The sequence below is a fragment of the Hahella sp. CCB-MM4 genome, from assembly GCF_002260525.1.
In the GTDB taxonomy this organism is placed as follows: domain Bacteria; phylum Pseudomonadota; class Gammaproteobacteria; order Pseudomonadales; family Oleiphilaceae; genus Hahella.
Genome location: NZ_MRYI01000009.1, coordinates 201646 through 214564, shown reverse-complemented (window position 1 = coordinate 214564; position 12919 = coordinate 201646). Strand labels below are relative to the sequence as shown.

11 protein-coding genes are annotated in these 12919 nt (G+C 51.3%); 8 read left to right on the top strand and 3 right to left on the bottom strand.

Annotated features, from left to right (window positions below; translation table 11 throughout):
- Nucleotides 1-354: 354 nt before the first annotated feature.
- From miaB to lnt, 5 genes are read left to right on the top strand one after another with little or no spacing between them, the layout of a single operon-like run.
- Nucleotides 355-1695 carry a tRNA (N6-isopentenyl adenosine(37)-C2)-methylthiotransferase MiaB gene (miaB, locus tag BTA51_RS16790; protein ID WP_094709281.1) on the top strand — a complete coding sequence of 447 codons (1341 nt, stop codon included), beginning with the start codon at nt 355-357 and terminating at the stop codon, nt 1693-1695.
- A gap of 25 nt (nt 1696-1720) precedes the next feature.
- Entirely contained in the window at nt 1721-2686 is a 966-nt protein-coding gene (locus tag BTA51_RS16785; RefSeq protein ID WP_094709279.1) for a PhoH family protein, read from the top strand.
- A gap of 12 nt (nt 2687-2698) precedes the next feature.
- On the top strand, nt 2699-3157 hold the full coding sequence (gene ybeY / locus BTA51_RS16780; RefSeq protein ID WP_094709277.1) for an rRNA maturation RNase YbeY: 459 nt from the start codon (nt 2699-2701) through the stop codon (nt 3155-3157).
- Between the two features lie 51 nt (nt 3158-3208).
- Entirely contained in the window at nt 3209-4048 is an 840-nt protein-coding gene (locus BTA51_RS16775; RefSeq protein WP_094709275.1) for an HlyC/CorC family transporter, read from the top strand.
- Complete coding sequence (lnt, locus tag BTA51_RS16770; RefSeq protein ID WP_094709273.1) at nt 4045-5595, top strand: apolipoprotein N-acyltransferase; 1551 nt, start codon at nt 4045-4047, stop codon at nt 5593-5595. Before BTA51_RS16775 ends, lnt begins: the two co-directional genes overlap by 4 nt.
- Here lnt and BTA51_RS16765 read toward each other — a convergent pair.
- Nucleotides 5592-6161, bottom strand: coding sequence for a zinc ribbon-containing protein (locus BTA51_RS16765; RefSeq protein WP_094709271.1), 570 nt, complete (start codon nt 6159-6161; stop codon nt 5592-5594). The two genes, lnt and BTA51_RS16765, sit on opposite strands and share 4 nt — an antisense overlap.
- A 358-nt stretch (nt 6162-6519) precedes the next feature.
- On the opposite strand from BTA51_RS16765, the gene leuS reads away from it, so the two are divergent.
- From leuS to holA, 3 genes are all read left to right on the top strand, one after another.
- The gene (gene leuS / locus BTA51_RS16760) at nt 6520-9105 is read left to right on the top strand and encodes a leucine--tRNA ligase (RefSeq protein WP_094709269.1); all 2586 of its coding nucleotides are present in this window, start codon (nt 6520-6522) and stop codon (nt 9103-9105) included.
- 35 nt (nt 9106-9140) lie between these two features.
- Nucleotides 9141-9650 carry an LPS assembly lipoprotein LptE gene (gene lptE / locus BTA51_RS16755; RefSeq protein ID WP_094709267.1) on the top strand — a complete coding sequence of 170 codons (510 nt, stop codon included), beginning with the start codon at nt 9141-9143 and terminating at the stop codon, nt 9648-9650.
- Nucleotides 9651-9717: 67 nt separating this feature from the next.
- Nucleotides 9718-10734: a DNA polymerase III subunit delta gene (gene holA, locus BTA51_RS16750; protein WP_094709265.1), complete on the top strand. Its 1017-nt coding sequence runs from the start codon at nt 9718-9720 to the stop codon at nt 10732-10734.
- Between the two features lie 2 nt (nt 10735-10736).
- Here holA and BTA51_RS16745 read toward each other — a convergent pair whose 3' ends face one another.
- A complete protein-coding gene (locus BTA51_RS16745) occupies nt 10737-12182 on the bottom strand; it encodes a DHA2 family efflux MFS transporter permease subunit (RefSeq protein ID WP_094709263.1) in 1446 nt (481 codons plus the stop codon).
- Nucleotides 12179-12661: a transcriptional regulator SlyA gene (gene slyA / locus BTA51_RS16740; protein ID WP_094709261.1), complete on the bottom strand. Its 483-nt coding sequence runs from the start codon at nt 12659-12661 to the stop codon at nt 12179-12181. The genes BTA51_RS16745 and slyA overlap by 4 nt, the downstream gene beginning before the upstream one ends.
- Between the last annotated feature and the right edge of the window lie 258 nt (nt 12662-12919).

Genomic DNA, 12919 nt, shown 5'->3' with positions numbered 1-12919 from the left:
GATGGGCCCAGATGAGGCCCTGCGAGGGGTGTGAGATCCAAAATGGCCGGAAAAACAATCTGTATCTTCGACCATTTTCGTCGAGAGTATCAATTACCTCAGAATTTTGGGGTTATTCAGACTCTCCCTAGGCCTCGCTAACCTTTCACCAGCATCAACACGCATCATCGATATGGCGACTTTTTAACCACTTTTCCGCTAAAATCCCCTACACTCGCCACGGGGAAATCCGTATAATACGCGGTCCTTTTTGGTCGGCGCTTTTCCGCCCTGAGCTGTAATGAAACCTGTCAGTTGGCTGGATTCAGTAAAGCGGAGCGCTGTGGCAAATGCTTTATTTTTTGGTGAACTTGAATGGCACAAAAACTCTTTATTAAAACCTACGGCTGTCAAATGAACGAGTATGACTCGTCTCGCATGGCGGATTTGCTGGGTGAAAGCCATCAGGTCACCATTACGGATAATCCGGATGAAGCCGACATCCTGTTATTGAACACTTGCTCCATCCGTGAAAAAGCCCAGGAAAAAGTCTTTCATCAGTTGGGACGCTGGAAAGAACTGAAACAGAAGAATCCCAACCTGTTAATCGGTGTGGGCGGCTGCGTGGCAAGCCAGGAAGGGGACGCCATACGTGACCGGGCTCCCTACGTCGATATGGTATTCGGCCCGCAGACCCTGCATCGTCTGCCCGAGATGGTCAACACCGTCCACGGAAACAAAATCCCTGTGGTAGACATCACCTTCCCGGAAATTGAAAAATTTGACCGCCTCCCCATGCCCAAAGCTGACGGAGCGACGGCTTTTGTTTCCATCATGGAAGGTTGCAGCAAATACTGTACTTTCTGCGTGGTGCCTTACACCCGCGGTGAGGAAGTCAGCAGACCTGTTGACGACGTTCTTGCTGAAATCGTACATCTGGCCGGACAAGGTGTCCGCGAAGTAAATCTGCTCGGTCAGAATGTCAATGCCTATCGAGGTCTCACCCATGAAGGTGACACAATTGATCTGGCAGAACTCATCACTTATGTCGCCACCATCGACGGCATCGACCGGATTCGCTACACCACGTCCCATCCGGTGGAATTTTCAGATTCCCTGATTGATGTTTATGCCGAGGTACCGGAACTGGTTAGCCATCTGCACCTTCCGGTTCAAAGCGGCTCCAATCAGATTCTGGTAGCGATGAAGCGTGGTCACACTGTAGAAGAATATGTTGAGAAGCTTGAACGCCTGAAACAAATTCGGCCGGACATCAGCCTGTCTTCAGACTTTATCATCGGCTTTCCCGGAGAATCCGATCAGGACTTTGAGGACACCATGAACCTGATCAATCGCATCGGATTCGATCATTCTTTCAGTTTTATCTACAGCGCCCGCCCAGGCACTCCTGCTTCGGACTTACCGGACGATGTCAGCGAAGACACCAAGAAAGAGCGCCTGTCCATTCTGCAGCAACGTATTCTGCAACAGGCACAGAGCATCAGCCGTCGCATGGTAGGCGGCACTGAGCGAATTCTCGTTACCGGTGTATCCAAGAAGGATCCCGGTGAATTGCAGGGGCGCACAGAAAATAACCGCGTGGTTAACTTCAAGAGTGACACCCAGGACATCATCGGCCGTTTCATTGACGTCAAAATCACGGAAGCCTATCCCAACTCACTGCGTGGTGAGCGGGTGGACAATCTGAGCTACTAATACCCACTGAATTCAAAGGCCCAAATTGACGGACCCATATATTACTTTCACTCTTGAGCCAGCTGATCCTGTCAGGCTGCTCTCCCTATGCGGGCAGTTCGATGAGAATCTAAAGCTCATCGAACGTCGGCTACATGTCCGAATCGCCTATCGTGGACACAAAATCACCATCCACGGGGATACCCAGCAGACCCACGCGGCAGTCGAGATCGTTAAGCACCTGTACCGCGAAACGGAAGCCAACACCGTTATCGAGCCGGAAATGGTTCACCTGTTCATACGTGAATCCGGAGCAGAGGATGATGACACCCCCAATCATGGGTCTGGAGCCGTCATCCGAACACCTAAGTTGCACGTTAAACCCAGAGGCGGAAATCAGACCCATTATGTCAAGGCGGTTCTCAGCCACGACATCAACTTTGGCGTAGGGCCCGCAGGTACTGGAAAAACCTATCTGGCCGTTGCCTGTGCTGCGCAAGCCCTTGCCAACGATCAGGTAAAGCGTATTCTTTTGGTGCGGCCAGCCGTTGAAGCCGGGGAAAAACTGGGCTTTCTGCCGGGTGACCTGGCCCAGAAAGTTGACCCCTATCTGCGCCCATTGTATGACGCATTGTACGAAATGTTTGGCTTTGAACAGGTCGGTCGCTTACTGGAGAAAGGGTTGATTGAAATTGCCCCCCTCGCCTTCATGCGGGGCAGAACACTCAATAATGCCTTTATCATTCTGGACGAAAGCCAGAACACAACACCTGAGCAGATGAAGATGTTCCTGACACGGATCGGTTTCGGCTCCACCGCCGTGATCACCGGTGATGTCACTCAGGTCGACCTCCCTAAAGGCGTGCCTTCCGGATTAATCCAGGCATTGAAAGTTCTGGAAAACGTGCCTGGCATCAGCGCCACGATGTTCAAGAGCAAAGACGTTGTACGTCACCCACTGGTCCAGCGGATTGTTGATGCTTACGACGCCCACAACGACACCAAGGTTTAAGGATTCCAATACATGACGCTTGATGTCGACATGCAGATAGCCTCTGAGAGCGAGCAACTTCCGGATGAGCAGAACATCATCCGTTGGGCCGCCGCAGCCCTCCAGACAGACGACGAGCAGGAAGTGACCGTCCGGATTGTCGACGAGGAGGAAAGCCAGCAGCTGAACCATCAGTATCGAGGCAAAGACAGACCCACCAATGTTCTGTCGTTCCCTTTCGAATCACCTCCCGGAATCATCCTCCCCTTGCTTGGGGATTTGGTTATTTGCGCGCCGGTGGTTGAAAAAGAGGCGATCGAGCAGCATAAAACACTTGAGGCCCACTGGGCTCACATGGTGATTCACGGCATGCTGCATTTGCAGGGATATGATCATATACTTGATCAGGATGCGGAGGTTATGGAAAATCTCGAGAAAGGCCTGATGCAAAAACTCGGCTTTGACAACCCTTATGCCGCAGATGAATTATAAATCCAAAGGCATAGCCTGCAGGGAACAACGAACAAGGTTACAAAGACATCGATGAGTGACGACCATTCGAGTAACAACTCTTCTCGATCCTGGCTGGATCGATTATCGCAAGCTTTTTCCGGCGAACCCAAAGACAAGGAAGACCTATTACAAATCATGCGGGAAGCGGAAACCCGCAAAGTCATCGATTCAGATGCGCTTAGCCTGATCGAAGGGGCCATGCAGGTCACTGACATGCAGGTTCGGGAGATTATGATCCCCAGGGCTCAAATGAGCGTCGTTAAGGCGAATCTAAGCCCTCAGGAATACACCACCGAAATTGTTGACTCCGCACACTCGCGCTACCCCGTGATTGGCGAATCAAGAGACGAAGTGATCGGTATTCTGCTGGCCAAAGACCTGCTGGTACTCGCCCTGAACAATGACCTCAACAAGAGCAAAGTCCAGGACATACTGCGTCCGGCCTGGTTCATTCCCGAAAGCAAACGCTTGAACCAGCTCTTGAAGGAATTCAAGGAAAACCGCAATCATATGGCGATTGTCGTGGATGAATACGGCGGGGTGGCAGGTCTGGTGACCATCGAAGACGTCCTTGAGCAGATCGTCGGCGAGATCGAGGATGAACACGACTTCGACGAAGAAGGCCAGATTAAATGTACCGGTGAAAATCAGTACATCGTTAAGGCCCTGACCACCATAGAAGAGTTCAACGAATACTTTTCCACGGCGCTGAATGAGGAAGAGTTCGATACCATTGGCGGACTGGTTCTGAAACAATTCGGCCGCCTTCCCAAGCGTGGTGAATCAGTCAGCTTTGGCGGACTGGAGGTCACTATTCTTAATGCGGATAACCGTCAGATTCGATTGATGCAGATCCAGCGGGCCGCATGATACGCAGCCTGACATCCATCTTTATCATCCCGGCTGTGGCAGGCGCTCTCCTGCCATTTTGCTTTGCGCCTTACGATATCTGGCCATTGGCATTTCCAGCCATATTTTTATTACTTCATTTCACTACCTACGACAGTCTGTTGCGATCATTTGCGCAAGGATGGAGTTTTGGACTGGGATTTTTTGGTGTAGGTGTATCCTGGGTTTACGTTAGTATCCACGACCATGGCGGCGCTTCCATGCCTCTGGCGCTAGCTTTAACGTCGCTATTCGTTGCAGGCATAGCCCTGTTCCCCGCCCTTCAATTTGTACTGACAGCAAAATTGGCTGCAGCGGCTAAAAAGCCACTCAACATCACAGCCAGAACACTATTGTTTATTTCAGTATGGGTACTGTTCGAGTGGGTTAGAAGTTGGTTCCTGACCGGCTTCCCCTGGCTTTATCTAGGCAACGCCTTTATTGAAACTCCACTGGCTGGATGGGCTCCGATAACCGGTGTATACGGAGTCTCCCTGTTTATCCTGCTTACAACAGCGGGGGGTTATCTATACTGGCACTACCGTCAAAAAAAACTACTGATCAACGTACTCTTGTTTATTGGTTTACTGTGGGGAAGTGGCGCACTGCTTAAGTCAGTCGAGTGGACTAAGGCACTGGATGATCCATTTACTGTCAGTATGGTTCAAGCCAACATCCCGCAAGACGGAAAGTGGGAGCCTTTCAACCGCGACTGGATCACCAAGGACTACCTAGACCTGACAAGCGATCTCTGGAGTAGCGACCTTATTATCTGGCCCGAAACCGCCCTGCCTTATTTCCAGCACCAGGCAACCAAGCTGATAACCAAGTTGGACCAGCAAGCCAAGGATACCAATACTACTTTGGCCATGGGCATTCTCAGCGCCGAGTTTGATAAATCAGGTAAGGCTACGGTCTACAACAGTTTCTCCGTTATTGGAAACGGTAAAGGACTGTATAACAAACAAAAATTGGTCCCTTTCGGTGAATATGTGCCACTGGAGGATCAACTTCGCGGATTGATTCGCTTTTTCAATATGCCTATGTCAGATATGGCAAAGGGCTCCTCTGAACAGAGCAGCCTTCGTTATGGCAAGCATAGACTGATGCCCCTTATCTGTTATGAAGTCGTATATCCGGATTTCGTAGCAGAACATGCCCGGCAGGCGGAGCTTCTGGTAACGGTCAGCAACGATAGCTGGTTTGGAGCGTCCATAGGCCCTCACCAACACCTGCAGATTGCTCAGATGCGAGCGCTTGAAACCCGCAAATACATGCTTCGCAGCACCAATAACGGCATTACTGCCATTATTGATCCTTTTGGCAATATTACGAATCGCGCACCACAGTTTGAGAGAACAACCTTAACCGGCCAAGCAAGACTCCGGAGTGGCGAGACCCCATTCGTGATAACAGGATCCTGGCCCATTCTGATACTGTGCGCACTGATCGCCATGGGCGTTTTATGGAGGGGGCGACGGGCTGAATCACCTCAACTCGATAGAGAAATCCAACCCTTTAAAGGCTAGCCTTCCGCTTCGGGGTCGTCCCCCTCCACTTCTGATTCCAACGGCCAACGGGCAGTTACCCGATGGAAATATATCCCATCACAGCGGTGACAGGGCTCCAAATGGGTGGTTTCCACCAGACAGACCATCTTGTCGCACTGAGTGCATTGGAGCATTCCGGGAATAGCAATCTCCCCGGCCATATAGGTTCCCGGATCATGGTTCAGTCGATGATCCAGGTTATCCTGCTCCACCTTGGTTTTATCCGCAATGGACAACAACGTCCGTCGCAATTTTTGCTCCAGGAGATCCATATCCATGCGCAGCCACTCTCGCAAGCCGCTGCCGGTCTCAGCAACAAACCGGGAAAGGGACTGAACATCGCGCTTCAAATACGCTTTAATCAGATCCCATTCTTCACGGGTAAGCCTGGCGACTCCCTGTTCAAACTCGACCGCCTTTTCGATCTCTTCTTTCAGGTTCTCCCAAGTGGTAGCCTCAGCTTCCGCCAGCGATTTTTCCAATCGATCCAGCACTTTGCCGTGTGCTTCAACAGCATTGTCGGAAAGTTTGGTCTTTTCGCTCATAGTCTCCTCCTTTCGGGCACTGTACTGTTGATCCCGTGCCCTATAACGTCAGTTTAGGCCTAATCACCCTGAGTTGCAGTTGATTAGGTCATTCCCCCAATAAAATTACGTTAATAGGCCATCCATATGACGTGAGGCCTATCTGTCACCCCTTTCATAGGTTAGAATAACCGGCTTTCGTTTTTCAGGGTCAAGCCATGATGCCGAAGTTTCACCACTATGACCTTGATCCAGGGCAAAGCCCAATTTACGAATAACTTATCCGGCAGCGGAACAGCACAGTGATATATCAAGCGGCTGATATGCCTGTTCGGGGTATATTACATTCATAGATAGTTGACCGAAGATTTTTAAAGCGATGGAAGAACTGTACCACCCGAAAAAAATCGAGACAGAAGCCCAAGAATATTGGGAAACCAACCAGTCCTTCAAAGTGTCTGAAGACCCCAGCAAGGAAAAATACTACTGTCTATCCATGTTCCCCTACCCCAGCGGCAAGCTCCACATGGGCCATGTGCGGAACTACACCATCGGCGATGTTATTTCCCGTTACCAGCGGATGCTGGGGAAAAACGTCCTGCAGCCCATGGGATGGGATGCTTTCGGTCTCCCGGCAGAAAATGCCGCCATCAAAAACAATGTTCCCCCTGCCAAGTGGACCTACGAAAATATCGATTATATGAAAGGCCAGCTGAAGCTGCTGGGCTTTGGATATGACTGGAACCGCGAAGTTGCCACCTGTAAACCGGATTACTACAAATGGGAACAGTGGTTCTTCACCCGGCTTTATGAAAAAGGCCTGGTCTACAAAAAGATGTCCACAGTTAACTGGGACCCGGTGGATGAAACGGTTCTGGCCAACGAACAGGTTATTGACGGCAAGGGCTGGCGCTCTGGCGCTCCCGTCGAACGCCGTGATATCCCTCAATGGTTTATCAAAATCACAGACTATGCGGAACAGTTGCTGAACGATCTGGACGGCCTGGAAGGCTGGCCGGAACAGGTTAAAACCATGCAGCGCAACTGGATTGGACGCTCCGAAGGTGTGGAACTGACCTTCGGCGTGAAAGACTCTGACGCAGAGCTGGAAGTTTACACCACCCGCCCAGACACCTTGATGGGTGTCACCTACGTTGCACTGGCACCACAACATCCACTGGCAGCAGAAGCCGCCGGGGAGTCAGCATCGCTGGCAGAGTTCATCGATACCTGCAAGAACACCAAAGTGGCCGAAGCGGAAATTGCCACAATGGAAAAACGCGGCATGGACACTGGTCTGGTTGCCATTCATCCATTAACCCAGGAAGAAATTCCCATCTGGGTCGCTAACTTTGTGTTGATGGATTACGGCTCTGGTGCCGTTATGTCTGTTCCCGGACATGACGAACGGGACCATGAATTTGCCCTGAAGTTCGGTTTACCAATCAAACAGGTCATTGCCCCCAAAGGCACCGAGGAAATCGATATCCAGGAAGCCGCCTACATTACCAAAGGTCTGCTGGTGAATTCCGGAGAGTTTACCGGTATGACCTCCGAAGAAGCCTTTGATGCCATAGCAGAGAAGCTTGGTTCACTCGACAAGGGCCGCAAAACTATCAACTACCGCCTGCGTGATTGGGGTGTATCCCGTCAACGCTATTGGGGCACTCCAATTCCAATGCTGACTCTGGAAGATGGTAGCGAACAGCCGGTAGCACTGGAAAATCTTCCCGTCCAGCTTCCTGAAGATGTTGAAATGGACGGGGTGAAGTCGCCCATCAAAGCAGATCCGGAATGGGCCAAGCGTACAGTGAATGGGCTGCCTGCGATTCAGGAAACCGACACCTTTGACACCTTTATGGAGTCATCCTGGTATTACGCCCGTTTCTGTTGTCCAAACCTGGATGATGCCATGCTGGACCCAGCCGCTGCCAACTACTGGCTGCCGGTCGACCAATATGTCGGCGGTATCGAACATGCCATCCTGCACCTGCTCTATTCACGCTTCTATCACAAATTGCTGCGTGACGAAGGCCTGGTCGATAGTGACGAGCCTTTCAAGAACCTTTTGTGTCAGGGCATGGTCATTGCCGAAACTTTCTATCGTGAAGAAGAAGGCGGTAAAAAATCCTACTACAACCCGAAAGATGTGCGGGTTCAGCTGGACGACAAAGGAAAGCCGGAAGGTGCTGTATTGATTTCAGACGGCCAGCCAGTAGTTATCGGCGGCAAGGAGAAGATGTCCAAGTCCAAGAACAATGGTGTTGACCCTCAGGATCTCATCGATCAATACGGGGCCGATACGGTTCGTCTGTTCACCATGTTCGCGGCACCTCCCGAACAGTCGCTTGAGTGGTCGGATTCAGGAGTCGAAGGGGCTCACCGCTTCCTGCGCCGCCTGTGGAAACAGGTACATGCACATACAAGTGGTGGTGAATGTCCGGCACTGAATGTGTCCAGCTTGTCAGAAGCACAAAAGACATTACGCCGGAAAACCCACGAAACCATCAAAAAGGTTAGTGACGATATCAGCCGTCGCATGACGTTCAATACAGCGATTGCCGCAGTAATGGAATTGCTTAATGATGTCAGCCGCTTTGATGATGACTCTGACCAGGGTCGTGCGGTCGTTCGTGAAGCCTTGGAATCTGCGGTATTGATGCTTGCCCCAATAGTCCCCCATGCCAGTCATGCACTGTGGGATGCTCTTGGGCACAGTGGTCCGGTTCTCGATTCCGTTTGGCCGGTAGTGGACGAAAGTGCTCTGGTGAAAGACAGTATCGAAATGGTGGTACAGGTTAACGGCAAATTGCGCGCACGCCTTAGTGGAAGTGCGGACACCAGCAAGGAAGACTGGGAAAAGCTGGCCCTGGAAGATGCCAATGTCCAGAAATTTGTTGAAGGCAAGAACATCGCCAAGGTCATTGTCGTACCGGGCAAACTGATCAACGTTGTTGCCAAATAGACGCCGAATAAGCAGGAGTGCTGGGCAGAATACGAATGAGCAAACATAAAAACGCAGTCTGGATGGGTGTTCTCGTATCTGCCAGCATAGTGTCCGGTTGTGGATTTCATTTGCGGGGACAGGTCGACTTACCTGATAACCTGAAGCAAATGGCCCTAAGCTGCCCTCAGGAGAGTAGTCGGGATCTCTGTCTGAATCTGAAGAAAAGCCTGGAACAGGCCGGTATTCAGATTCTTGACAGCACGGACGACGCCGCAGTACTCAGTATCAATGACGTCAAGGATCAGCGTAGAGCCGTCAGCATCGGCAATGATGCGGGTGTGGCCGAATATGAGGTCACCCGCAGTGTGAAGTTCAGCTTCACGGATGCCGAGGGCAATCCCGTCATTGCTGACGGCAAGACCTCCCAGTTTCAGTCCTATCGCTTTGACGAAACCAGCGTCCTGGGCAAAGACAAGGAGGAAGAACAGATCAGAAAGGAACTGAACCAATTGCTGGCTCAGGACATCCTCAACCGGGTTGCGGTCAGCGCTTCCAGACTTTGAGCGAAATGCGGCAATAGCGGGGGACTTGCGTGACACAATCTGCAGCTAATCAACCAGCCGTTCAGTTATGAGAATTCGCCCGGATCAACTGACTCAGTCACTCAAAAAGAATCCTCCAGGGATTTTTGTCGTCAGTGGTGATGAGCCACTGCTATTGCAAGAAGCCTGCGATGAGATCCGTAAGTATTGCAAAAGCCAGGAATTTTTGGAGCGCTTGGCATTCCACGCCCCTAAAAACTTTGACTGGGGGCAGCTGGACGAACATACCCAATCATTTTCGCTGTTTGGCGAGAAAAAACTGATCGAACTCCATCTCGAGTCGCTACCCAATGATGCAGGAAAAAAATCCCTGCAGGCCTGGGCCAATCAACCTCCTGAAGATGCCTGCCTTCTGCTCATTAGTGGCAAAATTGAAAGCTCTACGCTGAATACCAAATGGTTTAAAGCCATAGAGAGCCACTGCCTGCATGTGCAGATCTGGCCGATCAACCACGATCAACTCCCCCAATGGGTTACGCAGCGGATGCAGCGGGTAGGTTTTCATCCGACTGCTGCAGCGGTCAAAGCCCTGTGCGACCATGTGGAGGGAAACCTGCTTGCGGCACAACAGGAAATTGAAAAACTCCGCCTGCTGAACACCCAGGAACAGGTGGATGTGGACGATATTTTGAAAGGTATCGCCAGCAGTAATAAGTACACGGTATTCAACCTGGTGGATGCCTGTTTGGAACGGGATGCCAAGCATGCTGTAAAGATCCTGCAGACCCTGCAGGCAGAATCATTCGAACCCAGCATTGTGCTTTGGTCGTTATCACGGGAAACCCGTGTGCTGGCCAAGCTATTCAGGGCTCGTCAGGCAGGCCGTAATATTGAACAAGTATTGCAACAGGAAAGAGTGTTCAAGAACAAGTGGCCGCTGTACAAGAAGTACATGGGCAAAGCCTCCCCGGCTTACCTCCCCAAGTTGCACCATCACTGCCAGTTAGCCGATAAAGCCATCAAAGGCCTGGAATCACAATCACCCTGGTCTCTGCTGATGGAAGCCTCCTTGTTGCTGGCAGGCGTTGCGTCAGTAAAAGCTTGATCTCAACACTCTGTCGCATAATTACTGCCAACCTGACTGCGGCGTATTTTCATCGCAGGGATCACAGCGAGTAACGACAGAATTCCCATCAACCCAAAAGCCTCAAAATAGCTCAGACTGGCGGCCGACACTTCCACGCCTGATGGTGCACTACTCCCAGAGCCACCCAGCTCCAGTACGATAGCCACCATATTCGTACCAAAAGCCGCCCCGAACTGTCGGCAGAAATTGATAATGCCTGAGGCTTGTCCCAAATGCAGATCATCCACTTCCACTAATGCACCGGTGCTTAATGCGGGCATCATCAAGGCCAACCCTACGCGCCCGAGAACAACCAACACTGTCAAATACAACAACGGCGTACCTTGGCTGGTCTCAAGCCACAATAAAGTGGCAATACCAAAAACGCCCAACCCGGCCACAATCAGATTTCGCGGCGGATATTTATCAGCTGCGAAACCTGCCAGGGGAAACAGGATTCCGAGAACCAGACCCGCAGGAAACATGATAATACCCGCGTCTGTCGCGGAGTATTGATAGGCCGTCTGGACAAACAACGGAATCAGATAAGTTGAACCATACAGCGCCAGCCCTAGAGCCAATGCCGCTATCGAGGCATTGCGAAAACTGGCGATACGAAGAAGAGACAGCTGAAGCAATGGCGCTTTACTCTGGTGCTGCTGCCATACGAATCCGGTCAATGAGACGAGTGACACCAGCATTTCAACGATGACAGTAATGATCTCATCACCGCCATGCTGCAGCCGGGTCAAAGCATCCAGACCTGTAGCAATCCCCAACCCAAGCATGAGGAAACCCACCCAATCGAAACCTGCTGGCTTTTGGCTGCGGTCCCGTCCCGGCATATAAATCATCGCCAACACCAGTCCCAGGAATGAGATCGGCATGGGAACGATAAAAACATATCGCCAGTTCAGTTGATCAACAATGATTCCGCCCAAAACAGGCCCCAGGGCCGGCGCCAGAATGACACCGATTCCATATATCCCCATCGCCCTCCCCCGTTGTTCGCGGGGAAACACTTTAAACAGTACAAACATGGCAAGGGGCTGCAACAATCCCGCGGCAGCGCCCTGTAGAACCCGCGATAAGATCAGCATCTCAGGTGTCTGGCTTAACGCCCCTAGCGCTGAGGCTCCGCAGAACAACAGCATTCCAAAGCCAATGGCGAATTTGAGGCCAGCCCTTTGAGCCAGCCAGGATGCGGTGAGCATAGAGGTCGTCATGGCAGCCAGAAACCCGGTAGACAGCCAATGGGCCACTCCCTGAGATAAAGTGAAGTAGCGCATGATCTCCGGGAGGGCCACGTTGATAATGGTGGCGGTCAGGATGGTTGAGATCGTCCCCATCAACACGGTCAACATGGCTAACCATCGATAAGCCGGGCCATGACGATTAAACAGTGCGGTCAGTGCAGCATCCGTCATTGATTCTCCCCGTCGCTATCAGCGCAAGCCTCGTTATCGAACTTGCTGTCCAAAGCAGACGCATTGGATCTGATTTGTTGGAATACCCGCATGCAGGTCTGAATTTCCTCATCACTGATACCATTCATCATCTGCTGCCGAAGTCCTGACGCTCGCTGATTCAGGCTTACCAGAAAGCTTTCACCTTCTTCCGTCAGATTGATTCGTTTGGCCCGACCGTCACGAGCACACGGCGAACGGGTAATCAGCCGATCCTTTTCCAGACCTTCCAGAAATCGAACCAAAGTTGGAGATTCAATTGCCAAAGCACTGGCAAGTTCTTTCTGAGTTAGACCGCCGCCAAGCCTCTGGATATACATGAGAGCCACCCAACGGGACTGGGTCAGCCCCAGATCACTTAATTGATCATCCAGTAACCGACGCCACAGACGACTCAGCCTTGATAGCTGAAAGCCAAACTCTTCCCTGGGCTTACTCATAAACAGACCTATACACCGAACAATATAGTTAGCATGCTATCTATATTATTAAAAAGAGACTATCAGCAATTCCGCTTAGTAAGTTGTAAATCATCGCATCGTGGATGGCAGACTTTATTCAACCGTTTGCATGTCATCTGCCCAATTAGACATTATCCATCCTGCTAGGGTCTGTTGACGTTTCGCCATCATCACTGCTGGAGACCATTTTTGTGATCCAGCTAGCGGTTCGCCGCCCGGGCGGAAGGAGTGCAGTGT

Excerpts from the sequence above, each read along its gene's own strand:
- miaB (WP_094709281.1), top strand. The coding sequence starts at position 355 with ATGGCACAAAAACTCTTTATTAAAACCTACGGCTGTCAAATGAACGAG.
- ybeY (WP_094709277.1), top strand. The coding sequence starts at position 2,699 with ATGACGCTTGATGTCGACATGCAGATAGCCTCTGAGAGCGAGCAACTT.
- BTA51_RS16775 (WP_094709275.1), top strand. The coding sequence starts at position 3,209 with ATGAGTGACGACCATTCGAGTAACAACTCTTCTCGATCCTGGCTGGAT.
- lnt (WP_094709273.1), top strand. The coding sequence starts at position 4,045 with ATGATACGCAGCCTGACATCCATCTTTATCATCCCGGCTGTGGCAGGC.
- BTA51_RS16765 (WP_094709271.1), bottom strand. The coding sequence starts at position 6,161 with ATGAGCGAAAAGACCAAACTTTCCGACAATGCTGTTGAAGCACACGGC.
- leuS (WP_094709269.1), top strand. The coding sequence starts at position 6,520 with ATGGAAGAACTGTACCACCCGAAAAAAATCGAGACAGAAGCCCAAGAA.
- lptE (WP_094709267.1), top strand. The coding sequence starts at position 9,141 with ATGAGCAAACATAAAAACGCAGTCTGGATGGGTGTTCTCGTATCTGCC.
- holA (WP_094709265.1), top strand. The coding sequence starts at position 9,718 with ATGAGAATTCGCCCGGATCAACTGACTCAGTCACTCAAAAAGAATCCT.
- BTA51_RS16745 (WP_094709263.1), bottom strand. The coding sequence starts at position 12,182 with ATGACGGATGCTGCACTGACCGCACTGTTTAATCGTCATGGCCCGGCT.
- slyA (WP_094709261.1), bottom strand. The coding sequence starts at position 12,661 with ATGAGTAAGCCCAGGGAAGAGTTTGGCTTTCAGCTATCAAGGCTGAGT.